Origin of the sequence: Methylobacterium sp. OAE515 (assembly GCF_041806315.1) — a bacterium.
GTDB lineage: Bacteria > Pseudomonadota > Alphaproteobacteria > Rhizobiales > Beijerinckiaceae > Methylobacterium > Methylobacterium tardum.
The window spans coordinates 5,346,276-5,368,090 of record NZ_JBGMUV010000001.1; the positions used below are offsets into that span (position 1 = coordinate 5,346,276).

A 21,815-nucleotide genomic window follows, 5' to 3' on the forward strand; every position below is an offset into this window, starting at 1 on the left:
GCCGATGCCTTTGATCCTCGAGACGATCGTCACGACCCTGTCGCCGGCGGGCGAGCTGCATCTCGTGCCGTTCGGGCTGATCGGCGAGGACGAGGGCTACGTGCTGGCGCCGTTCCGGCCGTCGCCGACCATCGTCAACCTGGAGGCCAGTCCGTACTTCGCGGCGTCGAGCCCCCGCGACATCCGCGTCATCGCGGGCGCGGTGACGGGCCGGCGCGAGTGGCCGACGGAGGCGTGCACGGCGATCCCGGGGCGGCGCCTCGCCGACAGTTTCGGACATGCCGAGTTCGAGGTGGCGGCGGTCGAGCCGCACGCGACGCGCCCGCGCTTTCGCGGGCGGCTGGTCCACAGCGCCGCGCACGCGCCGTTCATCGGCTACAACCGCGCGCAGGCCGCGGTCCTGGAAGCCGCCATTCTTTCAACCCGGCTGCACATGCTTGAGCCGGACAAGGTGTTGACGGAGATGGCCTACCTCGCCATCGCCATCGGCAAGACCGCGGGACCCCGCGAGCGCGAGGCCTGGGGCTGGATCGAGGACAAGGTCGCGGCGGCGCTCGGCCCCGAGGCGCGCGTTCTCGATCGCGACGACCGCTGACGGCGGGAGGAGAAGGACAAGATGAAGAAAATCACCCTGGCCCTGGCGGCCACCGCGGCCCTCGTGGCCGCGACGGCTCAGGCGCACGGCCCGACTCGGCGCAAGATCACGGAGTCGATCGAGATCAACGCGCCGGCCGACAAGGTGTGGGCCGTGGTCGGCGACGTGAAGAACGCCGACTGGGTTCAGAACGTCACCAAGACCGAGTTCACCGGCGATCCGGCGGGCAAGTTCAAGCGCGTGCTGACGCTTAAGAACGGCGATCAGATCCAGGAGACCAGCAACAAGCTGAAGCCCGACGACAAGCTGTTCTCGTACTACATCGACAAGGTCGACGTGAAGGACCTGCCGGCCAACGACTACTCTGCCACGATCACGGTCGAGCCCGCGGGCGACGCCAAGTCGAAGGTCGAGTGGAAGGCGGCCTTCTACCGGGGCTACATGAACAATGACCCGCCGCCCGAGCTGAACGACGAGGCGTCCGAGAAGGGCGTCGGCGACTGGATCAAGGCCAGCCTCGCGAACCTGAAGGCCAAGGTCGAGAAGGGCTCGTGATACCGCACCGGGGTCGCGCGGCGCTCGCTGCCGGCCTCACCCTCCTCGCGTCGGCTGCCTCGGCCAAGCCGGCGCGGGAGGCGATCGTCACGGCTCAGCTGGGCGGCGCGGTCGAGATCATCGACCTTGCCGCCGGCACGGTCCTGCGGCGCGTGCCCGTCGACGGTGCGCCCGCCGGAATCGCGCTGTCGGCCGACCGTAAGCGCGCCTACGTCACGCGGCCCGAGGGACATGGGGTCGCGATCATCGACCTCGACGCCGGGCGCGTCCTGTCGGAGGTCGCGCTGCCCGGCGGTCCGCTTGGCATTGCGACCGACCCGCGCGGCGGCACGGTCTACGTGGCCGACTGGTACGGCCACCGCCTGTTCGTGCTGACCGAGCGCGACGGCACGCTGAGCCCGGACGGCGAGATCGGCGTCGGAGCTTCGCCCTCCGGCATCGCCGTGAGCCCCGACGGGGCGACCCTCTACGTGGCGAACCGCGAAGCCGACACGGTCTCGGTGGTGGATGCCAAAGCCCGCCGCGAGACGACGGTCATTCCGGTGGGGCAGCACCCGTTCGGCATCACCCTGGATGCCGCCGCGGGCCGGGCCTACACGGCCAACGTGACCGGGGACGACGTCTCCGTCCTCGATCTCGCCGCGAGACGCGAGATCGGCCGCGTGCAGACGGGTCGAAGGCCCTACGTGATCGCACTGGTGCAGGGTCGCGGCTTCGTCACCGATCAGTATGCCGGCAGCGTGACCGCGTTCGACCTGGCGACGCTCAAGCCGATCGCCGACATCGACGTCGGTGACCACCCGGAGGGCATCGCGGCCGATGAGGACGGGCGCCTCTACGTCGCGAATTGGGGCGACAACACGCTGAGCGTCCTCGACGCGCGGACGCTGAAGGTGATCAAGACGATCCCCACCGGGAACGGCCCGCGCTCCTTCGGTACCTTTCTGCGCTGACACGGGCCCGGGCGCGGGATCTCTCCGGGGGACCCGGCCTCACCGCTCCGGAGCCGCTTCTGCCCGGGAGCCGTCAGACGGTCCGGCGGACAGGCGCCCGACGGTACGCCACCCGCGCCAGCAACAGGGCTGCGCCGATCTGGAGGAAGCCGCTCTCGCCCAGGTCGGACGGCGTGAGATGGGTCTGGATCAGAACCCGTGTCAGCGCGTTCAGCGCGAGCAAGGTCAGGCAGAAGGCCGCCGCGGCGAGCAGGCTGGCAACGAATTCGGGCATGGCTGGACTTCCCGTGTCGAACGGGAGCAGATTAGCAAGCCTCGCGCCAAGGCCAAGCTGCCCGAACGGCCAAGTCAGTACTCGCCAGATCAGCGCTTGCGCGTGGTGGCCGGCGGAGAACCGGCCTGGACGGCCGGTGCCGGGCGCGGCGTCTCCACCGCGAGCCGCTTCACCGGCCAGCCGTCGCTCCACCGCTCCATGTCGGCGAGCCGCGGATTGTTCTTGAGCGCCGAGGCGTCCGAGCCCGCGAATGCGGCCGCGGCCGCGAGGTCGAACGTCTTCCAGAACCCGAGGTAATCCAGAGCGTCGACGCGCGCGAGGTTGACCTGCGAGACCAGGGTCTGCTGCTCACCCGACAGCGCCATGTCGGCAGACCAACGGAACGGCGGCGGCTTCGGCGCATCCTTCGCCGCGTCCTTCGGTTCGGGGCCGGGTTTGATCGCACCGCCGTCATAGGCCGTATCGAGGCCGGCCGGCGCCGCGAGGGTTGCGGTCAGTGCCGGGAAGCCGTGGTCGTCCGAGAGCGCCCGCACGAAGAGCTTTCGATCCAGCGGCACCGCGCTGGCCTCGCGCAGCAGGCGCTTCGCGGCAAGGTCGGCGGCCCGCGTGTCCTTGTCGCCGACCATGGTCACGATGAGCGTCGCGGGATCGATCCCCGACAATTCGCCGAGCGTGATACCGCGCGATTTCGGACCGCTGGCAATCCCTCCGGGCGTCACGGCGAAGATCAGCTTCGGTGTGGGCAGCCCGTGCGTCTTGGCGTCGGCGGCGAGATCCATCGCGAGCGGAGCGCCGGCGAGATGGCCGATCATCGCAACGCGGCCGAGATCCGGCTTGGCCTCGCCGTCCGCGGACAAATCGGCCAGTGCCGCCTTCACGAGGGTTTCGGCGATGCCCGGCGCGTCGGCCGGGCGCGTCCGGTTCACCTCCTGGAAGCGCGGAAACAGCACGAGCCAACCCTGGCGCGCCAGATGGTCGATCCAGGCGCCGTAGCTCTGCGGGTTCACCACACCCCAACCGTGCAGGAAGATCGCCACAGGCCTGCCGGCCTCCGGGGCAGCGCCGGCGGTGTAGAAGGCGAAGCTGCTGGCGGTCCCGCGCCCGAGCAGGCGCTTGGTGATCGTCATCTTGCGGTCGCCGACACCACCCGGCCCATCGGCAGGCTGCGGCGGCGGCGCGGCGGCCTGCGCGGAGACGAGGCCGGCAAGGGTCATGATCGCGACCGCAGCGAGCGGTCGGCGGATGAGCGTGAGACGCATGAAGGGCTCGACAGAGAGACGCGATGCGTCAGCAGGTCAGGGAGCGCTGAATAGCAGATTCTATCGTCTTGGCGACTCGCCGCAGCAGTCTCCGCGGGCGGCACACAGTTTCAAGGCCAGCACAGCGCGCCGGGAGCGCAACGCTCAGACGGAAGCGCCCTGTCCCGTGTCCGCCCGGTCGAGCCGGCGCACGAGCGCGGTCAGCTCTGCCGGAAGGTCATCGTCCGCCTCGCCGAAGACGCCGCGAAGCTCGTGGCGCACCGTATCCAGCACGGCGGATTCGGCCGTGTTCCATGAGCCGGATCGGCGCAGCGTATCGGCATAGTTGGCGGCGACAATCTGCATGGCCAAGTTCGGGTTCAACTGTATTGCGGGACCCGGGGCGCCATCCGCTCCGGGAGTGGCGTACAACCCGATCCGCGCGTCAGGTTTCCAATCCAGGGCTGATAATTTTTCCGCCCGGTCCGATCACCGCCGGGCCCTTGCCCTCCGACGGGCGTCCCGCGGCTTGCTCCACCCAGGCCAGGATGTCCTCGGCGCGCCAGGGTTTCGGGATGAACGTCGCCGAGACGCGCAGATCGCTCGGCTGGTCGCCGGCATCGCCCGAGGTCAGGAGCACCCGCACCCGCGGCCAGGTCACGCCGATGATCCGAGCCAGTTCGAAACCGCCGATGGGCCCGGGCGTCCGCACGTCCGAGAAGACGACGCTGACTTCGTCAGCCCGGTCGTTGAGGATGGCGAGGGCGCGGTCGGCGGTCTCGGCCTCAATGACCGTGAAGCCGGTGTCTTCCAGCAACGTGGCCGCGAGGAAGCGCTCGTCGGGTTGGTCCTCCACGACGAGGATGACGGGCTTCTGGCCGGGCTGCACCGAATCGCTCATAGGCCAGGACACTCTACAGGGGCTGAACGGCGGCCGCGCCGATCGGTTCAAGGACCGATCGCCGCGGTAGGCCGGACCCGCGCAGGCACAGATCCTCCCTGGATCCTTGCATAATCGGAAAGTTGTGGCCGTGTCTTGAGTAACACAGCCGGTCAGGAACGTCCCGGACAGAAGCAAAACCGGCTGAATCAGCCGACGCCGTTCGCCTTCAGAAAGGCGAGCGCCCGTTTCCACCCGTCCTCGGCGGCTTCCTGGCGATAGCTTGGCCGGTAATCGGCATGGAAGCCGTGCGGCGCGTCCGGGTAAATCATCAATTCGACGATCTTCCCCGCGGCTTTTGCGCGGTCGCGCGCTGCCTCGATGGCAGCAACCGGGATGCCCGTGTCGGCGCCGCCGTAGAGGCCGAGCAGCGGCGCGTGGATCTCCGCAGCGACGTCGCCAGCCGTGCGGGGCTGGATGTCCGTGCGATCGCCGCCGACGGGGCCATACCAGGCGACCGCCGCCTTCAGATCGCGGCGATGCGCCGCGTAGAGCCACACGTCCCGGCCACCACGACACCAGCCCGTGACGCCGAGCCGGCTCGGATCGCCTTTCGCGGCCGATCCGGCCCAGGCCACGGTGGCATCGAGATCGCCGATCCACTGCGCGTCGGGTGTTTTCGAGATAACATCCCGGATGATCAGCTTGGCATCGGTCATCGTCGAGAGATCGCCCTGCCGCGCGTACAGCTCCGGGGCGACCGCACAGTAGCCAGCCTTGGCTAGGCGACGACAGATGTCCTTGATGTAGTCGTGGACGCCGAAGATCTCCTCGATCACCAGCACGATCGGGAAGGGTCCCGCGCCGTCCGGCACCGCCCGGTAGGCCGGCATCGGCCCGTCGGCGGCCGGAATCTTCACCTCACCGGCCTCGATGCCGCTGCTATCCGTGTGGATCACCTGCGCCTCGACCCGGCTCGTCGCCAGGGTCAGGCCACTGATCAGGCTGGTCATCACGAAGCCGCGCCGCGAGAAGGGCGGCGTGATCAGTCCATCGAGCCCCGCCTGATCCTGATCCGCCATGATGATCTCTCCCTCGCTGCGTCGCGAAGGGCTATCCGGGCCAGGTATGCGCGGTCAAATCATCGTCGGATCGTCCGGACGTTACGCCCCCGCGGCAACGAGCGTCCGTGCCGGGCGGGCGAAGGCCCGGCCCGCATCCACGATCTCGCGCGGCTGCAGCATGTCGGCCAGCGTCACGAACGTGTCGGTGGCCGGCGCCACCACGGCGCGGATGCCGTAGCCCAGCGCGAACGAGCGGGTCAGCTCCGCGTCGCGGGCGATGCCGAAGCGCTCGAGAGCGGCCAGGAACGCCTCGCGGAACAGGCTCGGCCGGCACCAGCGCTTCTCAGCCATCTGCAGCGGCCAGTCCCAGAGCCCCTCAGCCCGGCGCGCCGCGAGCATCTCGCGGGCGATGAAGTAGCCGGTGTCGCGATGCTCGATCCCGTCCGGCTGGACGGACCAGTCGTCATTGCCGAACAGCTCGGCCTCGGCCACGTCGCTCATCGGGTCCTCCGCCCTGACCGGCGTCCCGGCGCACCGGAACATTGCCGGAACACTGGCGCGGATCAGGACGGCGGTCAAGAGATTGTTCCTGATGCGTTCGCGGTTGTCGGAGGCGGCTTCAACGTGCCTTGAACAGCGGATGCTCGATGCGGTCGCCCGGCTGGATTCCGAGCTTCGCCGTCGTCCCGGCGTTGAGCTCCAGCACGGCGGAAACGGGGCTTCCCGATGGGATGATCGCGGTCGACAGCGGCTCGGTATCGGCGGCGATCCGGCTGATCGTCCCGTCCGGACGGATGAACACCATATCGAGCGGAAGATAGGTGTTCTTCATCCACATCGTGACGGGCTCTTCGCGCTCGAAGTCGAACAGCATCCCGTGATCGGCCGCCATGTGCCGCCGGAACATGAGGCCGCGGGAGCGACCGGCATCGTCGCGCATCACCTCGACGTTGAATCGCTTCGGCCCCGCCTTGGTGACGATGGTCAGCGGCTCGCCTGCCGCGGCAGCAGCCCTGGCCGGCGCCTGAGCAAGGACGGCGGGAACGGGGGCGGCCATGACCATCAGGCATGCGACGGCGGCGGCCGACACGAAACGGGTCGAGAACATCACAGGCTCGGGCCTTTCAGGGGAACAGGCGCGCCGGTCGGGCTCGCCGCGCAGCCATAGACCAGGATACGGGCCGTGGGAAACCGCGTGCGGAAATGCTCAGGTGCGACAGCGACATAGATGCCGTGCCGCGCCCGGCCGTTCAGTGCGATGCCGGGAGGGCTCCGTCGATCAACCGGATCTCGGCGGCCATGACGCCCTTCGAGCCGTCTCCGTAGCGCACCAGGACCGCCTCGCCCGGCTTCAGCTCCGCGATCCCGTAGCGGCGCAGAGTCTCCATGTGCACGAAGATGTCCGGCGTCCCGTCGCCCCGGGTCAGGAAGCCGAAGCCGCGCAGCCGGTTGAACCATTTCACCACGGCAGTCTCGAGCCCGCTCGTCGGTGTCACGGTCACGTGCGTGCGCGGCAGCGGCATCTCGGAGGGATGGATCGCCGTCGCCTGATCCAGCGAGATCACCCGGAAGGCCTGCCAGCCCCGCGGACGCTCCACCGCCTCCACGACGATGCGCGCACCCTCGCTGGCCGCCTGAAAGCCGTCCCGCCGCAGGCAGGTCACGTGCAGCAGGACGTCTGGCGAGCCGTCATCCGGCACGATGAAGCCGAAGCCCTTCGACACGTCGAACCACTTGATGCGGCCCGCCACCTCGACGAGATCCAGGGCCTCGTCGTCGCGCGGGGCGGTCTCGCCGGTCCGCGGGCCAGCCGCCCGATCGGGGTCCTCAGGCCCGAAGCCGCGTTCGTCAGACATGGCCGAGCAACCTACACCGAATCACGCCGCGCGCTCTCCCGGCAAGATTAACGAAGTCCTGATTCCCGGGAAGCCCATTTCACCGGCAGCCGAGCCCCAGCGAGATGCAATCTTGGCGCTGGGAGGCGCGCCGGCAACAGTCGATTGGTCGCAGTCGGCGGCGAAAGCAGCGTTTAAGCTCCGGGTCCGGCGAGCAGAATTTGCGCGCCGATGATCGGACACGCCGCCGGCCGGGCGGAAGTCGGCAGGTGTCACGTTTGCGAGAGCGCCACGACCCGGCATCGGCCGACGGCGCGGTGCGCTGCCAGCCGGTTGGCATGTCCGGCGCCGGCGTGGTTTGGGTTCGGCATGATCGCCATCGACCTCACACGCGACCGTGCCACCGCTACGCCGGATGCGGCCATTCGGCAGCGGCGCTTCCCGATGATCGACGCGGCGCGCGCGGCCGCACTCGCCGCGATGGCGAGCTATCACACGCTCTGGGATCTCGGGTTCCTGCGGCTGACGGCCGAGAATTACGCGCTGACTCCGGCGGGGCGAATCGCGGCCGAGATGATCGCCGGCAGCTTCCTCGTCCTCGTCGGTATCGGGCTGGTCTTGATGAACGGCGGGGGCGTGCGGCCGAGACCGACACTCCTGCGCCTCGCGCGGATCGGCGGCGCCGCCCTCCTCGTCACCCTCGGAACATGGATCGCGTTTCCGGATGCGTTCGTGTTCTTCGGCGTCCTGCACTGCATCGCAGTGGCGAGCCTGCTGGGCCTCCCGTTCCTGTTCGCGCCGGTCGCCGTCACCGTGCTGACGGCCGCCGCGTTCATCGCCGCGCCGCACCTCGTGCACGCGCCTATCCTCGACGCGCCCGTCCTGTACTTCCTCGGCCTCGGATCGGGGACGCCCCGGACCAACGATTACGTTCCGCTCTTCCCGTGGTTTGGGCTCGTACTGGCCGGGATCGCGGTTGGCAGGATCGGCCTGCCCCGATTCGCGCGCTCGGCGTTGGGCACCTGGGCACCTCGTTCGGCAATCGGCAGGGCCGCAACCTGGGCCGGACGCCACAGCCTGGCGATCTACCTGATCCACCAGCCCGTGCTGCTGGTGCTCCTCACCGGCGTCGTGACGCTCACGGGTGCCAATCCGCGGGCGGGCCTGCGGGCCTTCCGGGCGGATTACGTGACGATCTGCACGCGGACGGGTGGCGAGCGGCCCCTGTGCCGCATCGCGGCGCGCTGCACCTCCGACGCGCTCCTCCGCGAGGATCTCTTCCGCGAGGATGGACGGCCGTTCAGCGGGCCGGAGCGCCTGCGCGCGCAGGCACTCTCACAGCAATGCTACGCAACCCTGGAGCAGGCAGCCCGGACGGAGCGCTGATGCGCTCCGCCACCTGCGGGCGGCTTTCCGAAAATCCGCTCAGTCCTTGGCGCGCTCGACGTAGGACCCATCGGCCGTCATGACGACGACGCGGGTGCCGGCGGCGATGTGGGGCGGCACGGTCGTCCGCACGCCGTTCGAGAGCGTCGCGGGCTTGTAGGAGGACGAGGCCGTCTGACCCTTCAGGACCGGCTCGGTCTCGGCAACCTCCAGCGTGACGCGCTGGGGCAGCTCGATGGTCAGCGGCACGCCATTGTGGACGGAGAGCATGACGGCCATGCCCTCCTGAAGGTAAGGAGCGGCATCGCCGACCACGTCTTCCGGCACGGCGATCTGCTCGTAATTCTCGGGGTTCATGAAGTGGAACCCCTCGCCATCGCTGTACAGGAAGGTGTGCTCGCGATCCTCGACGAAGGCACGCTCGACCTGCTCAGTCGTCCGGTAGCGCTCCGAAACCTTCACGCCGTCGGTGATGCGGCGCATGTCCAGCTGGGTCACAGGCGTGCCCTTGCCGGGGTGGATGTTCTCGGCGAACAGGATCACGTAGAGCTTGCCGTCCTTTTCGACGACGTTGCCCTTACGGAGCGTTGAGGCGATAACCTTCACGGAATAGCGTCCTGCATTGACAAGGGGGACCGCACGCGCCAAGCGCGGGCGCTGCATCTCGGACCCCGGCACTATCGCATCTCCGTTCCGGTTGCCAGCGGGCCGGCAGGAACGGTTGTCCGAGTGTACTCTCTTCCAGATCGCGACGCTCCGTTCTGAAGCCGAGGGCGTAACAGGGCCAGAGGATGCGTGTGCTCCGGAACGAGCTGCCTGTGCGAAGCCGCGCGTGCCGATGCCCGGTGGTGTCGCGTCGGCGTGATCGGCTGGGCCGGCCGTGACGGCACAGGGCACCGCTTGGTGGTCCCCGGAGCGTCACGCCGATCGCAGGCCGGCGCTTCTCATGCGCAACCGGATCCTGTCGGCGTTCCGTGCCTGGTTCAGCGCGCGGGATTTCGTCGAGGCTGACGCGGCCTGCCTCCAGGTCTCTCCGGGCAACGAAGCGCATCTGTCGGCCTTCGCCACCGAGGCCATCGGAGCGAGCGGCGCACGAACGCCCCTGTTTCTGCACACGTCGCCGGAATTCGCCTGCAAGAAGCTGCTGGCGGCCGGCGAGACGAAGCTGTTCAGTGTCGCGCGCGTGTTCCGCAACCGCGAGCGGGGGCCGCTGCATCACCCCGAATTCACGATGTTAGAATGGTACCGCGTCGGCGCACCCTACAGCGTGCTGATGGAGGATTGTGCCGACCTGCTGTCACTTGCGGCCGAGACCGCCGGGATGCGCCGGTTCATCTATCGCGGTCGGGAGACCGACCCGTTCGCCGAACCGGAGCGGCTGACGCTGGCCGAGGCCTTCGACCGCTTCGCCGGCATCGACCTGCTCGCCTCCGTCGCGCGGAGCGGCGAGACGGACCGCGATGGACTTGCCGCCGCCGTGTCGGGCGCGGACCTGCGGGTCGCTTCGGACGATACCTGGGCCGATCTTGTCTCCCGGGTGCTGGTCGCGCGGATCGAGCCGCACCTGGGCGTCGGGCGGCCGACCTTCCTGTGCGAATACCCGGTCAGCGAGGCGGCCCTCGCCCGGCCGGCCCGGCACGATCCCCGTGTCGCCGAGCGCTTCGAGCTCTACGCCTGCGGGGTCGAACTCGCCAATGCCTTCGGTGAACTCACCGATCCGGTCGAACAGCGCCGCCGCTTCGAGGCGGAGATGGCGGAAAAGCTCCGGGTCTACGGTGAGGCGTATCCGATCGACGACGATTTCCTCGCCGCGCTGGCGGTCATGCCGGAAGCCTCCGGCATCGCCCTCGGGTTCGACCGGCTGGCGATGCTGGCCTGCGGCCGGACCCGCGTCGACGACGTGATCTGGACCCCTGTCGCGGAGACGGCGCCGTGAACCGTGTTCTCCGGAGCGCCGAAGATCTGTCGGAAGCAGGCCTGATCTCGGCCGCGGAGGCCGAGGCGCTGCGGGCGGTGCTCGCGCGCTACGCCGTCTCGGTGACGACCGACATGGCCGAGCTCATCGACCCCGCTGATCCCGAAGACCCGATCGCCCGCCAGTTCATCCCGGATCCCCGAGAGTGCGCGACGGCGCCGGAGGAGCGCGCCGACCCGATCGGCGATGCGGCCCACGCGCCGGTGGCCGGCATCGTGCACCGCTATCCCGACCGCGTGCTGCTGAAGCCGCTGCATGTCTGCCCGGTTTACTGCCGCTTCTGCTTCCGCCGCGAGATGGTGGGGCCGGACGGGCTCGGAACCTTGACCGATGCCGAGCTCGAAACGGCCTTCACGTATATCGAGCGGGATCCGCGCATCTGGGAAGTGGTGCTCACCGGCGGTGACCCGTTCGCGCTCTCGAGCCGGCGGCTCGGCGTCATCGCGCAGCGCCTGTCGCGCATCGATCATGTGCGCGTGATGCGGCTTCACACGCGTGTTCCGGTGGTGAAGCCCGAGCTGGTCACCGAGACCGTTGTGCAGGCGCTGCAGCGTTTCGGGGGCGCGGTGTTCGTGGCCCTGCACGCCAATCACCCGCGCGAGTTCACGCCCTCTGCCCGTACCGCCTGTGCCCGGCTGGTCGACGCCGGTATCCCGATGGTCAGCCAATCCGTGCTGCTGCGCGGCATCAACGACGACGCGGCGACGCTCGAGGCCCTGATGCGGACCTTCGTGGAGAACCGGATCAAGCCCTATTACCTGCATCACGGCGACCTCGCGCCCGGCACCGGACACATGCGCACCGCGTTGGCGGAAGGTCAGGACCTGATGCGCGCCCTGCGCGGGCGCCTCTCGGGCCTCGCCCAACCGACCTACGTGCTCGACATCCCGGGCGGCCACGGCAAGGTGCCGGTCGGGCCTAACTACCTGCGCGACACCGAGGCGGGCGCCCGGGTGACGGACCCGAACGGCTGTGAACACCCCTATCCACCGAAGGCGTAAGGGAGATCGTTTGACGATGCGCAGACTTTGGGGACGCCTCACCTCGGTGAACGTGCAGAAGGCGGTCTGGGGACTGGACGAGGCCGGGCTGGATTACGAGCGCGTGGAGGCCGGCGGCGCCCACGGAGTGGTCGACGATCCCGCGTACCGCGCGATGAACCCGAACGGGCTTGTCCCGACCCTGGAGGAGGATGGCTTCGTTCTCTGGGAATCGAACGCGATCCTGCGCTACCTCGCGACCATCGCCCCTGCCCTCGCGCTACCGGCGGATCCGCAGATGCGCGCCTATGTCGAGCAATGGGTCGATTGGCAGGCCACGAGCTTCACGCCCGCGATGCGCGACGCGTTCTGGCAGCTCTTCCGGACCGCCGAGCCCGATCGCGCCGTGATCGCGGCTTCGCTGAAGAAGAGCGAAGCGATGGCCGCGATCCTCGATGCCCATCTCGCCGATCGGACCTACGTGGTCGGCGAGCAATTCGGCATCGCCGACATCGCCCTCGGCTGCGCGGCACATCGCTGGTTGAACCTGCCCGTCGAACGGGTCGAGCGTCCGGCCCTGCGCCGCTGGTACGCGCGCATTGCCGCCCGGCCGGCCGCTGCCCGGGCTCTCGGCGAACCCATCGGCTGAGGTCGCGAGCGCGGGCTTGCCGAAGGGCCCGTGAGATCCACCTTGGCGGAGCGCCGCCGGAACGGGGGCTGCACCCCACGGAGTCCCTGATGGCCATCGACCCGACCCTGCGCGACGCGCTGTCCGCCGTGACGCCGGCGAGTCTCGCCCGCGCCCTGACCCGGGCCGGCGTGAAAGCTCATAGCGTCCAGGGGCTGACCGGACGGGGCGGGAGCGCGATCGGCACGGCCTACACGTTGCGGATGATCCCGGCCCGCGATGATGCCGCGGGCGACCTCGCGGCGGCGATCGACACGATCCCCGAAGGCGCCATCGTGGTGATCGACGCGGCCCGGTCCGGCTTGGCCCTACCGTTCGGGTCCATCCTGGCGGCGCGTCTCGCGCACCGTGGCGTCGCGGGCCTGGTGACCGACGGCGCCCTTCCGGCCGAGGTTGGACTGCCCGTCTGGTCCATGCCGGAAGCCGCGATCGGAACGCTCGCGCTGGTCGGCACGCAGCAGCCGGTCTCCTGCGGAGGCGCCGCGATCCATCCGGGCGACATCGTGGTCTGCGCCGACGGTGGCATCGTCGCGGTACCGGCCGCGCTCGCCGAACGGGTCGCCCTGGAGGCTGTTGAACAGCAGCGCCTCGATCTGTGGATCCAGCGCGAGGTCGAGAAAGGCGAGAGCCTCGCCACCCTGCTGCCGCCGGACGAAGCGGCGCTCGCCCGGTTCGAGGCCGAGACGAAGCCGGCGTGAACGCCGTGTTCTTCCCGCTCTCGAAGGTGGTCTTCTTCGTGATCACCCCCTCGAACTTCTTCATCTTCGCCGTTTTGACGGGCCTGCTGCTCCCGGCGGTCACGCGCCTGCGCCGCACCGGCTTCGGCCTCACCATCATCGGGGGCTTCGGCCTCGCGCTGGGTGGTTTATCGCCGCTGTCGGAGGCGGTCCTGCTTCCCCTGGAGCAGCGCTTCCCGGCCTACCCGTCGGACGGTCCTGCCCCAGCCGGCATCATCGTGCTGGGCGGCGGCATCGAGGCCGGCCTGTCCGAGGCGCGCGAGCAGATCGTCGTCAACGACGCGGGCGAGCGGCCGATCTACCTTGCCGACCTGGCGCGCCGCTTCCCGACCGCGCGGCTTGTGTTCTCCGGCGGCAGTGGGTTCATCCGCGGCGGCATCGCGGAAGCCGACATCCTCAGCCGCCAAGCCGATGTCATCGGCGTTCCGCGCACGCGCCTGATCCTGGAGAACCGCTCCCGCAACACCCAGGAGAACGCGGCCTTCTCGGCATCCCTCGTCCAGCCGAAGCCGGGAGAGCGTTGGCTGCTCGTCACCTCGGCCTGGCACATGCCCCGCGCGGTCGGCTGCTTCCGGCAGGCCGGCTTCACGGTGGATGCGTTCCCGGTTGACTACCGGACGCGCGGCTGGAGCGACCTGACGCGCTTCAACGGTTTCGCCTCGGACGGCTTGTTTCAGCTCGACCTCGCCGTGAAGGAGTGGATCGGGCTCGTGGTGTATCGGTGGTCCGGCTACACGCCGGACTGGCTGCCCGGCCCCGAAGATCCGGCCGGCAGCGCGAGCCGATAGATTCCGCGGAAATCGTCCGGATCCACGGGCTTGCCCTTCCGCAGGATCGCAATCCGGCCGGCATGGGCGAGGCGCACGGCGACCCGGCGCACCGGCTGCATCAGCGGGCCCCAGCCGTCGGGATGCGGTCCACCCAGCGCCCGGGCGACTTCCGACGGACAAACGGTCTTGTCCGCGCCACGCGCGGTCACCAAGCCGAGCATCGTCGTCTCGATGGCCGCGTCATCGGGTTTCGTATCGGTCATGTCCGTGCCTGCTCCGCCGAAGCTCCGAGCGGTCCCTCGTGCGGACCTTCCCCGACTTCAAGCAACGTCTTGCGGATCTCCGAGGCGAACTGACGGCGCCACATGATGACCACGACCGCGGATGTCGAGACGACGAGCACGTAGGGGCTTACGAACCAGCCGAGATAAGCCAGCGCGAAGAAGAAGGCCCGCTGGCCCCGCGCGAAATGCCGGCCTGCGCTGACATTCATCGCGGCGAGGCGACGAACCGCCCGCAGCATCTCGGCTTCGCTCGCACCAGAGCCCTTCGACGGCACGGTGCCCAGCAGGATCGCCGCGTAATTGAACAGCCTGTAGGCCCAGGCGAACTTGAAGAAGGCGTAGACGAAGACCAGCGCCAATCCCGCGACCTTCAGCTCCCAGGTCAGCCGGTTCGCCACGGTCCCGAACGGGAGCGTCGCGAAGAGGTTCAGCACGTCGTCGCCCGAGCGCGACAGGGTCAGCACCGATCCGAGGGCGATCAGGGAGGTCGATGCGAAGAAGGCGGTGCCGTTCTGCAGCGAGGCGTTGATCTGGGTGTCGACGACGCGATTCTCGCGGCTGATCACCTGCCGGGCCCAGTTCGAGCGATGGCCGTTCATGATCTGGCTCAGGGACAGCATGCGCCCGCGCATCCGGCCCACGGAGAGCCCGTATGCGATCCAGGCCACGATGAAGTAGACGAGCGCCCCGAGGTCCAGGGGCGAGAAAGCGGCGCTGCCGGCGGACAGGTCGGGCATGATCTCCGGATCGCGGGCTCGGCGATGAGCCGCGATGCCATACCAGCCTGCATGCCGATGCAGAACCCACCCGGTGCGGTCGTCGGATCCGACGAGACCGCAAAGTCAGCCGCGCAGGATCTCGAAGCTGCTCAGCATCGGGATATCATCGCAGTTCCGAACCGCGACGTCGGTCACGCGGGCGCCGGGCGGCCCTGACAAGCACAGCGTCTCCATCTGTGCCACGGCGTCGCTCGGCCCGCTGAACATTGCCTCCACCGCACCGTCGTCGCGGTTGCGCACGGTGCCGACGAGATTGCGCGCGCGGGCCTCGGACTGTGTCCAGGCCCGGTACGACACGCCCTGCACCCGGCCTGTGATGACGACGGCGATCGTCCGCGTCTCGCTCATCAAGCCTGTACCTGCTGAACGGGGCCCGCGCGGCATGCGCACGGGCCGGTGTGATCCTACTCGGCCGCGATGGGGCGGCGGAGCCCGGCATCGGCCACCGTCCGGGTCGCCCCGGTCCGGACGTGAGTGGAGTAGAGCATCAGGCCGGTGAAGGCGATGCCGCCGACGATGTTTCCGATGAGCGTCGGGATCTCGTTCCAGAGCAGGTAATCCATGACCGTCAGGTGGCCGCCCATGAGGATCGCCGACGGGAACAGGAACATGTTCACCACCGAGTGCTCGAAGGTCATGAAGAAGAACACCGTGATCGGCATCCACATCGCGATCACCTTGCCGGGCACGGAGGTGGACAGCATGGCGCCGATGACGCCGGTCGATACCATCCAGTTGCACAGCATGGCGCGGATGAAGAGCGTCAGCATGCCGGAGGCGCCGTACTTCTCGTAGCCGAGCGTCCGGGCCTCGCCGATCCCGGCGATCAGCTTGCCGACCGCGTTCGGCTCGGTGGCGAAGCCGAAGGTGAACACGATCGACATCATCACGGCCGTCGTCAGCGCGCCCGCGAAGTTGCCGAAGAAGACCAGGACCCAGTTGCGCGCGACCCCCGCCACCGTGACGCCGGGACGCTTGTCGATCAGGGCGAGCGGCGTGAGCACGCAGACGCCGGTGAACAGGTCGTAGCCCAGCAGGTAGAGCATCGAGAATCCGACCGGAAACAGCAGGGCCGCAACCAGCGGCTGGCCGGTGGTCTGGTTGATCGTGACCGCGAAGGCCGCGGCGAGCGCCAGGATCGCGCCGGCCATGTAGGCCCGGATGAACGTGTCCTTGGTAGCCATGAAGACCTTCGCCTCACCGGCATCGACGGCCTTCTTCACGAAATCGGCGGGCGCCAGATACGACATGCACAACTCTCCCTCGCAGGCGGCCGGCAATCGTCGTTGACCGACGGGCGCGCTGCGCAATCACGAATGGCCGGCAGGGCGCGGTGCTGCCCGTCGCCTCCCGGCTCGGTCGTGCCCAAGCATGTCGCGTACCACTTGGCCGTCGATCAGGCCGGCAGGCCGCGCGACCAACTGCTGAGTTCCCGGACATAGGCGGGCGGCAGCTGCGCCGCGCGCGCCGCAGCGACGACGGCTTCCAGGTAGCCCGGCCGCGGGCGGCCCGGTGCGGAGGAGCATCCGAGATAGATCAGCGCGCGCTTCACGCCGCCCGCGGTCCGGACCGGGAGGCTGGCCTTCGTGTACAGGCCGCCCGACACGCCCTCATACCGATCGAGGGCCGGGATGTCGTCGAGGGCCAAGTCCCAGAGCACGCCCCGGACGATGCGGCCGGGGGCGCGCACCACCGAGGCGTATCCCTCGCGCATGATGATGAAGCGGTAGCCTGGGAGATGGCCGCCGCCGATCAGCCGCGAAACCGGGCACCGCAGCGCCATCGCGGCGGCATCCATGTTGGCGCCGTAGGCGAAGTAGAGTGGCACGCAGCCGCGACGAAAACGGTCACTGGCCCGCAGGCGGATCGAGGCGTCGGGCAGCGCGTTCGTTCGCACGCACGTCGGCATAGGCGATCGCCAAGGTGATCGCCGGAATGCCGAACGTGACGAAGAGCCAATCGTGAGTCACGGCTTCATGCTCCGGAGGGCACGCCTTGCGCCGTAATGTAAGGCGCAACCCGTACACAGCCAAACCAGCGTGAACACCGCATTCTCAAATCGCAGGGCCGGGGCGTTCGCGACACCGAAGCTTGCTGTGGTCATCGACGTGACGAAGCCGATGACGACATAGGCGACGGCGACGTTAACAGCGCCGTCGCCAGCAGCTTGGTCTGATCGTTGTGGACTGCGCTCACGCCGAACGCCCGACGGCCTCAGGCGAATTCGAGGATCACCGCGTCCACCGCGAGGCTGTCGCCCTCCTTGGCGTGGATCTTACTGACCGTCGCGTCACGCTCGGCGCGGAGCACGTTCTCCATCTTCATCGCCTCGACGACCGCGATCGGCTCGCCGTTCTTCACCTCCTGGCCCTCGGTGACCAGGATCTGCTTCACCAGGCCCGGCATCGGGCAGAGCACCTGCTTGCCCGAGCCCGCCTGCTCCTTGACCGGCATCAGGGCGGCGAGCTCGGCTTCGCGGCGCGTGTAGACCCGTGCCTCGGCGGCCGCGCCGGCGTGCTGAAGGAACACACCGTTGAGCAGGCTTCGCACCTGGATCGCCACACGCTCCGATCCAATCGTGCCGATCCAGACTGGCTCACCCGGACGCCACGTGCTCGCGACCGTAAGAGCCGTGCCGTCCGGCTGGGTGACCAGCAGGTCCTCGCCCTCCGGCGCCACGGTCACGGAGTAGGATTCGCCGGCCAGGATCACGACGCGGTCGTGCTCGAAGGCGAAGAGGCCCGGCGCGCGCATCTGGCCGGAAATCCCGCGCTTGCGCTGGTTGAGCTTGTGGTCGATCGCGGCCGCAGCAGCCATCATGCGGAGAGCCACAGGTCCGGCCGGCTCGGGCGGCGCGAAGCCGTTCGGGAACTCCTCGGCGATGAAGCCCGTGGAGAGGCGTCCCTCCTGCCAGCGCGGATGCGCCATCAGAGCCGACAGGAACGGGATATTGTGGCGGATTCCGTCGATGGCGAAGGCATCCAGCGCCTCACCCTGCGCGGCGATCGCCTCGGCGCGGGTCGGCGCCCAGGTGACGAGTTTGGCGATCATCGGGTCGTAGTGGATCGCGATCTCGCCGCCCTCCTCCACGCCGGTATCGTTGCGCACGATCGCCTTGCCCTGCTGCCCCTCCTCCGGCGGCCGATAGGTGGTCAGCCGACCGATCGAGGGCAGGAAGTTGCGGGTCGGATCCTCGGCGTAGACGCGGCTCTCCACCGCCCAGCCGTTCAGCTTCACGTCGTCCTGGGTGATCGGCAGCTTCTCGCCGGCCGCGACCCGGATCATCAACTCGACGAGGTCGAGGCCGGTGATCATCTCGGTCACCGGGTGTTCCACCTGCAGGCGGGTGTTCATCTCCAGGAAGTAGAACGACTTGTCCTGGCCGGCGACGAACTCGACCGTGCCGGCCGAATCGTAGTTCACCGCCTTCGCCAGCGCGACGGCTTGCTCGCCCATCTTCCGGCGGGTCTTCTTGTCGAGGAGCGGCGACGGCGCTTCCTCGATCACCTTCTGGTTACGCCGCTGAATCGAGCACTCGCGCTCGCCGAGATACACGACGTTGCCGTGTTTATCGCCGATCAGCTGGATCTCGATGTGCCGCGGATCGGTGATGAACTTCTCGATGAAGACGCGGTCGTCGCCGAAAGAGGACGCCGCCTCCGACTTGGCGCGGGCGAAGCCCTCCGCGACCTCGTCGCCCGAGAAGGCGATTCGCATGCCCTTGCCGCCGCCGCCCGCGGAGGCCTTGATCATCACCGGGTAGCCGATCTCGTCGGCGATCTTCTTGGCGTGCTCGGGCGACTCGATCACGCCGAGGAAGCCCGGCACGGTCGAGACTTCGGCGGCCGCAGCCGCCTTCTTCGATTCGATCTTGTCGCCCATGGCGGCGATGGCGCCCGGATTCGGGCCGATGAAGACGATGCCGGCGGCCTCAAGCGCCTTCGGGAACGCCTCGCGCTCCGACAGGAAGCCGTAGCCGGGATGAACGGCCTGCGCACCGGTCTGCTTGCAGGCGGCGACGATCTTGTCGATGACGAGATAAGACTCGGACGCTGCGGCGGGGCCGATATGGACCGCCTCGTCGGCCATCGCGACGTGGACGGCGTCGCGGTCGGCATCGGAATAGACCGCTACGGTCCTGATGCCCATTCTCCGGGCGGTCTTGATGACCCGGCAGGCGATCTCGCCCCGGTTGGCAATCAGGATCTTGTCGAACATCGCTGGCGCACTGCTTTCGAGATCGCCGGATTGCACACCGGCTTGACTGTCCCGATAGATCAGTTGCGCCGCGGACGGAAGCTGCGCCTTTGTCGGAGACTCAGGCCGCGAGGGCGAAGGTCATCCGGGGAGCCTGGACCGCGTCGCGGATCCACCGGTTGGCCTCGAGGGCGAAGGCCATCAGCGATTCGGCACTGCCCTGCGCCTCACGGACGACTTCCATGGCGATCCGGGCGCCGACCGGGCTCGGGCCGTCGCGGCCGCTGAGCGAAGACGCGAGCCAGGTGGCGACGTCGCGGTCGATGTAGCCCGTCGGGCGGGTGCCCCATACGGCGAAGTCGACGACGGAGGCCACGAGGAAATCCGCGAAGGCGTCGGAGCCGATCACCGCCCGCTCCAGGGCGATCAGCAGGTCGGCATCCTCCCGGCTCATCAGGCCGTCCGGGAGAACCTCGCGCTTCAGGACCAGCAGGTCCTCGTCGCTGATCGTGCCGGCCGAGACCGCATGGTTGCAGAACTGTTGAACGGAAATCATGGTCATGGTCGCCTGCTCCTCCGACCTTTGTTGCGGTCGGTGCTTGTCCCTGTGTGTCTTCAACTTACGGGACGGCTTCCCTGCCAGAAGTTAATGGCCAGATCTGAACGGAAGTTCAGGTAAACACCCCACGAGCAAGCAGGCTTATTGGGACGTTGACCGGTTGCGTTACCGGACGATGACCGTCGCCCCGACCGGGACGCGGTTGTAGAGGTCGACCACGTCGATGTTGCGCATGCGGATGCAGCCCGAGGAGACCGCCTGCCCGATCTTCTCGGGCTCGTTGGTGCCGTGGATCCGGTACAGCGTGTCCTTGCCGTGATCCGACAGGTAGAGCGCGCGGGCACCGAGAGGATTCATCGGGCCGCCCTGCATCGCGTGGACGTGCGGCCAGCGCTTGATCATCTCGGCCGGCGGGTTCCAGGCTGGCCACTCCGCCTTGCGGTCGATCCGGGCCATGCCGGTCCAGCCATAGGCCTCGTCGCCCACGGAGACGCCGTAGCGGATCGCCTTCCCGTCCGGCAGGACGAGATAGAGCTGACGCTCCTTCGTCTCGACCACGATCGTGCCGGGGGGCTCGTGCGTCGGATCGCTCACCTGATAGCGGGCGAAGTGCGGGTCGAATTCGGCGTTCGGGACCAGTGCCATGAATTCCGCGTCGCGCGCCGAAAGCGCCGGATCGGGCACGCCCTTGAAGTTGCAGCCGGTCAGCAGCAGCGCGCAGGCAAGAACCGGTATGATGCGCATGCGCCCGCTCCCCGGGTTCGGTCCGCGAGCCCGGGCGCGCGAAAGGCCCGGCCTCGTCGTTGAGAAGATTCGGTGAACCATAGGGGTGGCGGGCACCCCGCCGTAGTCCGCGCGTTGCGCCCATGGCACATTGCCGGCTCCTGTTGCAGGCGCGCGACAGGAATGGATCCGGGAGCGACCGTCGTGACCACTCTGTACGTGAGCCATCCCGCCAGCTTCGACCACGAGGTTCCGGAGGGGCACCCGGAGCGGCCGGCGCGGATGCGCGCGGTCGAGCGCGCGCTGGAAGACGAGCGTTTCGCTGGTTTGGTGCGCGCCTCGGCACCGCGGGCAGAGCTCGAGACCGCCGCGCTCGCTCATCCGCGCGAATACGTCGACGCCCTCGCCGCGGCGATCCCGGAGAGCGGGATGGTCGGGATCGATTCCGACACGATCCTGTCTCCGGGCAGCCTGGAGGCGACCCTGCGGGCGATCGGCGGGGCTAACCACGCCCTCGACGCCGTCATCGCGGGCGAGTGCCGGAACGCTTTCGTGGCCATGCGGCCACCGGGCCACCATGCCGAGCGGACCCGGTCGATGGGGTTCTGCCTGTTCAACCACGCTGCCGTCGCGGCCCGCTATGCCCAGGAGAAGCACGGGGCGGAGCGCGTGGCCCTCGTGGACTGGGACGTCCACCACGGCAACGGCAGCCAGGACATCTTCTGGGACGATCCGACGGTGCTCTACTGCTCGACGCACCAGATGCCGCTCTTCCCGGGCACGGGGTCCGCCTCCGAGCGGGGCGAGAAGAACACCATCGTCAACGTGCCGCTGCGGCCGAACGACGACGGCGAGGTGTTTCGCGAATCCTTCGAGACCGGCATCCTCTCACGTCTGGAGGCCTTTCGGCCCGACGTGATCGTGATCTCCGCAGGCTTCGATGCCCACCGCCTGGATCCGCTGGCGAACCTGCGGCTCGAGGCCGAGGATTTCGGCTGGGCGACCCGCCGGCTGATGGATCTGGCCGAGCGCTGCGCGCAGGGCCGGATCGTCTCGGTGCTGGAAGGGGGCTACAGTCTCGAAGGCTTGGCAAAGTCGGTGGCCGCGCATGTCGACGCGCTGATGGGTCGGTAGACTCCGTTCCCGGATGGAGCATCGCTGGCGCATGCGCTGAGGCAGTTCCCATCCCCCCTTCATCCTGCGCCCGCCGGCGCGGTCACTCCAGGATGAGGAGGTCGGTTGGGAGGCCCGATGCGCGGGGAGCTGTCGTGTCCCGTGTGGCCTGCCGACGCAAATCGCCTTAGCGTCTGCTCATGGCTGGTTTCTCAATCTTGAAGGCCGTC

At 68.7% G+C, this 21,815-nt stretch carries 27 protein-coding genes; 10 read left to right on the forward strand and 17 right to left on the reverse strand.

Annotated features, from left to right (window positions below):
- Positions 1-4 precede the first annotated feature (4 nt).
- The 3 genes from ABIE45_RS26080 to ABIE45_RS26090 are packed head-to-tail and all read left to right on the forward strand — an operon-like array spanning position 5 to position 2,103.
- Complete coding sequence (locus ABIE45_RS26080) at positions 5-595, forward strand: DUF447 domain-containing protein (RefSeq protein ID WP_192707745.1); 591 nt, start codon at positions 5-7, stop codon at positions 593-595.
- Between the two features lie 21 nt (positions 596-616).
- Complete coding sequence (locus tag ABIE45_RS26085) at positions 617-1,150, forward strand: SRPBCC family protein (RefSeq protein WP_192707744.1); 534 nt, start codon at positions 617-619, stop codon at positions 1,148-1,150.
- A complete protein-coding gene (locus ABIE45_RS26090) occupies positions 1,147-2,103 on the forward strand; it encodes a YncE family protein (protein WP_192707743.1) in 957 nt (318 codons plus the stop codon). The genes ABIE45_RS26085 and ABIE45_RS26090 overlap by 4 nt, the downstream gene beginning before the upstream one ends.
- Before the next feature lie 73 nt (positions 2,104-2,176).
- Here the strand turns inward: ABIE45_RS26090 and ABIE45_RS26095 are convergent, their stop codons facing one another.
- The 8 genes from ABIE45_RS26095 to ABIE45_RS26130 form a co-directional block, all read right to left on the reverse strand.
- Positions 2,177-2,377 (reverse strand): hypothetical protein, encoded by a 201-nt coding sequence (locus ABIE45_RS26095; protein WP_192707742.1) that lies wholly within the window; start codon positions 2,375-2,377, stop codon positions 2,177-2,179.
- Positions 2,378-2,466: 89 nt separating this feature from the next.
- Positions 2,467-3,636, reverse strand: a complete 1,170-nt coding sequence (locus ABIE45_RS26100; protein WP_192707741.1) for an alpha/beta hydrolase — start codon at positions 3,634-3,636, stop codon at positions 2,467-2,469.
- 144 nt (positions 3,637-3,780) lie between these two features.
- Positions 3,781-3,981 carry a hypothetical protein gene (locus ABIE45_RS26105; protein WP_192707740.1) on the reverse strand — a complete coding sequence of 67 codons (201 nt, stop codon included), beginning with the start codon at positions 3,979-3,981 and terminating at the stop codon, positions 3,781-3,783.
- A 79-nt stretch (positions 3,982-4,060) separates the two neighbouring features.
- The gene (locus ABIE45_RS26110; RefSeq protein WP_192707739.1) at positions 4,061-4,516 is read right to left on the reverse strand and encodes a response regulator; all 456 of its coding nucleotides are present in this window, start codon (positions 4,514-4,516) and stop codon (positions 4,061-4,063) included.
- A gap of 188 nt (positions 4,517-4,704) precedes the next feature.
- Positions 4,705-5,577, reverse strand: coding sequence for a dienelactone hydrolase family protein (locus ABIE45_RS26115; protein WP_192707738.1), 873 nt, complete (start codon positions 5,575-5,577; stop codon positions 4,705-4,707).
- A gap of 81 nt (positions 5,578-5,658) precedes the next feature.
- Positions 5,659-6,060, reverse strand: a complete 402-nt coding sequence (locus tag ABIE45_RS26120) for a hypothetical protein (RefSeq protein WP_192707737.1) — start codon at positions 6,058-6,060, stop codon at positions 5,659-5,661.
- Positions 6,061-6,178: 118 nt separating this feature from the next.
- Positions 6,179-6,667 carry a DUF192 domain-containing protein gene (locus ABIE45_RS26125; protein WP_192707736.1) on the reverse strand — a complete coding sequence of 163 codons (489 nt, stop codon included), beginning with the start codon at positions 6,665-6,667 and terminating at the stop codon, positions 6,179-6,181.
- Between the two features lie 142 nt (positions 6,668-6,809).
- On the reverse strand, positions 6,810-7,415 hold the full coding sequence (locus ABIE45_RS26130) for a cold-shock protein (protein WP_192707735.1): 606 nt from the start codon (positions 7,413-7,415) through the stop codon (positions 6,810-6,812).
- 348 nt (positions 7,416-7,763) lie between these two features.
- Here ABIE45_RS26130 and ABIE45_RS26135 point away from each other — a divergent pair, with 348 nt between their 5' ends.
- Positions 7,764-8,780 (forward strand): heparan-alpha-glucosaminide N-acetyltransferase, encoded by a 1,017-nt coding sequence (locus tag ABIE45_RS26135; protein ID WP_192707734.1) that lies wholly within the window; start codon positions 7,764-7,766, stop codon positions 8,778-8,780.
- A 39-nt stretch (positions 8,781-8,819) separates the two neighbouring features.
- Here the strand turns inward: ABIE45_RS26135 and efp are convergent, their stop codons facing one another.
- Positions 8,820-9,443: an elongation factor P gene (gene efp / locus ABIE45_RS26140; RefSeq protein ID WP_209578348.1), complete on the reverse strand. Its 624-nt coding sequence runs from the start codon at positions 9,441-9,443 to the stop codon at positions 8,820-8,822.
- A 217-nt stretch (positions 9,444-9,660) separates the two neighbouring features.
- Between efp and epmA the strand changes: the two genes are divergently transcribed.
- The 5 genes from epmA (at position 9,661) to ABIE45_RS26165 (ending at position 13,948) form a co-directional block, all read left to right on the forward strand.
- The gene (gene epmA, locus ABIE45_RS26145; RefSeq protein WP_192707733.1) at positions 9,661-10,716 is read left to right on the forward strand and encodes an EF-P lysine aminoacylase EpmA; all 1,056 of its coding nucleotides are present in this window, start codon (positions 9,661-9,663) and stop codon (positions 10,714-10,716) included.
- Positions 10,713-11,756, forward strand: a complete 1,044-nt coding sequence (locus ABIE45_RS26150) for a lysine-2,3-aminomutase-like protein (protein WP_192707732.1) — start codon at positions 10,713-10,715, stop codon at positions 11,754-11,756. Before epmA ends, ABIE45_RS26150 begins: the two co-directional genes overlap by 4 nt.
- A 16-nt stretch (positions 11,757-11,772) precedes the next feature.
- Positions 11,773-12,384, forward strand: a complete 612-nt coding sequence (locus tag ABIE45_RS26155) for a glutathione S-transferase family protein (RefSeq protein WP_192707731.1) — start codon at positions 11,773-11,775, stop codon at positions 12,382-12,384.
- Between the two features lie 89 nt (positions 12,385-12,473).
- Positions 12,474-13,121 (forward strand): dimethylmenaquinone methyltransferase, encoded by a 648-nt coding sequence (locus ABIE45_RS26160; protein WP_192707730.1) that lies wholly within the window; start codon positions 12,474-12,476, stop codon positions 13,119-13,121.
- A gap of 5 nt (positions 13,122-13,126) precedes the next feature.
- On the forward strand, positions 13,127-13,948 hold the full coding sequence (locus ABIE45_RS26165; protein WP_192707822.1) for a YdcF family protein: 822 nt from the start codon (positions 13,127-13,129) through the stop codon (positions 13,946-13,948).
- On the opposite strand, the gene ABIE45_RS26170 is transcribed toward ABIE45_RS26165, so the two are convergent.
- The 8 genes from ABIE45_RS26170 to ABIE45_RS26205 all read right to left on the reverse strand — a co-directional run bounded on the left by ABIE45_RS26170 (position 13,891) and on the right by ABIE45_RS26205 (position 20,493).
- Positions 13,891-14,193: a DUF3253 domain-containing protein gene (locus ABIE45_RS26170; protein WP_192707729.1), complete on the reverse strand. Its 303-nt coding sequence runs from the start codon at positions 14,191-14,193 to the stop codon at positions 13,891-13,893. The genes ABIE45_RS26165 and ABIE45_RS26170 overlap by 58 nt on opposite strands.
- Complete coding sequence (locus ABIE45_RS26175; RefSeq protein WP_192707728.1) at positions 14,190-14,951, reverse strand: DUF599 domain-containing protein; 762 nt, start codon at positions 14,949-14,951, stop codon at positions 14,190-14,192. Before ABIE45_RS26175 ends, ABIE45_RS26170 begins: the two co-directional genes overlap by 4 nt.
- A 105-nt stretch (positions 14,952-15,056) precedes the next feature.
- Complete coding sequence (locus tag ABIE45_RS26180) at positions 15,057-15,341, reverse strand: acylphosphatase (RefSeq protein ID WP_192707727.1); 285 nt, start codon at positions 15,339-15,341, stop codon at positions 15,057-15,059.
- Positions 15,342-15,397: 56 nt separating this feature from the next.
- Positions 15,398-16,243, reverse strand: coding sequence for a formate/nitrite transporter family protein (locus tag ABIE45_RS26185; protein ID WP_192707726.1), 846 nt, complete (start codon positions 16,241-16,243; stop codon positions 15,398-15,400).
- 146 nt (positions 16,244-16,389) lie between these two features.
- Positions 16,390-16,821, reverse strand: a complete 432-nt coding sequence (locus tag ABIE45_RS26190) for a gamma-glutamylcyclotransferase family protein (RefSeq protein WP_192707821.1) — start codon at positions 16,819-16,821, stop codon at positions 16,390-16,392.
- Between the two features lie 386 nt (positions 16,822-17,207).
- Complete coding sequence (locus ABIE45_RS26195; RefSeq protein ID WP_192707725.1) at positions 17,208-19,211, reverse strand: acetyl/propionyl/methylcrotonyl-CoA carboxylase subunit alpha; 2,004 nt, start codon at positions 19,209-19,211, stop codon at positions 17,208-17,210.
- A gap of 100 nt (positions 19,212-19,311) precedes the next feature.
- Positions 19,312-19,752 carry a hypothetical protein gene (locus ABIE45_RS26200; protein WP_192707724.1) on the reverse strand — a complete coding sequence of 147 codons (441 nt, stop codon included), beginning with the start codon at positions 19,750-19,752 and terminating at the stop codon, positions 19,312-19,314.
- Between the two features lie 162 nt (positions 19,753-19,914).
- On the reverse strand, positions 19,915-20,493 hold the full coding sequence (locus tag ABIE45_RS26205; protein ID WP_192707723.1) for a L,D-transpeptidase: 579 nt from the start codon (positions 20,491-20,493) through the stop codon (positions 19,915-19,917).
- A 183-nt stretch (positions 20,494-20,676) separates the two neighbouring features.
- On the opposite strand from ABIE45_RS26205, the gene ABIE45_RS26210 reads away from it, so the two are divergent.
- Entirely contained in the window at positions 20,677-21,606 is a 930-nt protein-coding gene (locus ABIE45_RS26210) for a histone deacetylase family protein (RefSeq protein ID WP_192707722.1), read from the forward strand.
- Positions 21,607-21,815 lie beyond the last annotated feature (209 nt).

Excerpts from the sequence above, each read along its gene's own strand:
- ABIE45_RS26180 (WP_192707727.1), bottom strand. The coding sequence starts at position 15,341 with ATGAGCGAGACGCGGACGATCGCCGTCGTCATCACAGGCCGGGTGCAG.
- ABIE45_RS26125 (WP_192707736.1), bottom strand. The coding sequence starts at position 6,667 with ATGTTCTCGACCCGTTTCGTGTCGGCCGCCGCCGTCGCATGCCTGATG.
- ABIE45_RS26120 (WP_192707737.1), bottom strand. The coding sequence starts at position 6,060 with ATGAGCGACGTGGCCGAGGCCGAGCTGTTCGGCAATGACGACTGGTCC.
- ABIE45_RS26095 (WP_192707742.1), bottom strand. The coding sequence starts at position 2,377 with ATGCCCGAATTCGTTGCCAGCCTGCTCGCCGCGGCGGCCTTCTGCCTG.
- efp (WP_209578348.1), bottom strand. The coding sequence starts at position 9,443 with ATGCAGCGCCCGCGCTTGGCGCGTGCGGTCCCCCTTGTCAATGCAGGA.
- ABIE45_RS26155 (WP_192707731.1), top strand. The coding sequence starts at position 11,773 with ATGCGCAGACTTTGGGGACGCCTCACCTCGGTGAACGTGCAGAAGGCG.
- ABIE45_RS26135 (WP_192707734.1), top strand. The coding sequence starts at position 7,764 with ATGATCGCCATCGACCTCACACGCGACCGTGCCACCGCTACGCCGGAT.
- ABIE45_RS26175 (WP_192707728.1), bottom strand. The coding sequence starts at position 14,951 with ATGCCCGACCTGTCCGCCGGCAGCGCCGCTTTCTCGCCCCTGGACCTC.
- ABIE45_RS26105 (WP_192707740.1), bottom strand. The coding sequence starts at position 3,981 with ATGCAGATTGTCGCCGCCAACTATGCCGATACGCTGCGCCGATCCGGC.
- ABIE45_RS26130 (WP_192707735.1), bottom strand. The coding sequence starts at position 7,415 with ATGTCTGACGAACGCGGCTTCGGGCCTGAGGACCCCGATCGGGCGGCT.
- ABIE45_RS26085 (WP_192707744.1), top strand. The coding sequence starts at position 617 with ATGAAGAAAATCACCCTGGCCCTGGCGGCCACCGCGGCCCTCGTGGCC.
- ABIE45_RS26185 (WP_192707726.1), bottom strand. The coding sequence starts at position 16,243 with ATGTCGTATCTGGCGCCCGCCGATTTCGTGAAGAAGGCCGTCGATGCC.
- ABIE45_RS26170 (WP_192707729.1), bottom strand. The coding sequence starts at position 14,193 with ATGACCGATACGAAACCCGATGACGCGGCCATCGAGACGACGATGCTC.
- ABIE45_RS26205 (WP_192707723.1), bottom strand. The coding sequence starts at position 20,493 with ATGCGCATCATACCGGTTCTTGCCTGCGCGCTGCTGCTGACCGGCTGC.
- ABIE45_RS26200 (WP_192707724.1), bottom strand. The coding sequence starts at position 19,752 with ATGACCATGATTTCCGTTCAACAGTTCTGCAACCATGCGGTCTCGGCC.
- ABIE45_RS26110 (WP_192707739.1), bottom strand. The coding sequence starts at position 4,516 with ATGAGCGATTCGGTGCAGCCCGGCCAGAAGCCCGTCATCCTCGTCGTG.
- ABIE45_RS26195 (WP_192707725.1), bottom strand. The coding sequence starts at position 19,211 with ATGTTCGACAAGATCCTGATTGCCAACCGGGGCGAGATCGCCTGCCGG.
- ABIE45_RS26100 (WP_192707741.1), bottom strand. The coding sequence starts at position 3,636 with ATGCGTCTCACGCTCATCCGCCGACCGCTCGCTGCGGTCGCGATCATG.
- ABIE45_RS26115 (WP_192707738.1), bottom strand. The coding sequence starts at position 5,577 with ATGGCGGATCAGGATCAGGCGGGGCTCGATGGACTGATCACGCCGCCC.
- ABIE45_RS26160 (WP_192707730.1), top strand. The coding sequence starts at position 12,474 with ATGGCCATCGACCCGACCCTGCGCGACGCGCTGTCCGCCGTGACGCCG.
- ABIE45_RS26080 (WP_192707745.1), top strand. The coding sequence starts at position 5 with ATGCCTTTGATCCTCGAGACGATCGTCACGACCCTGTCGCCGGCGGGC.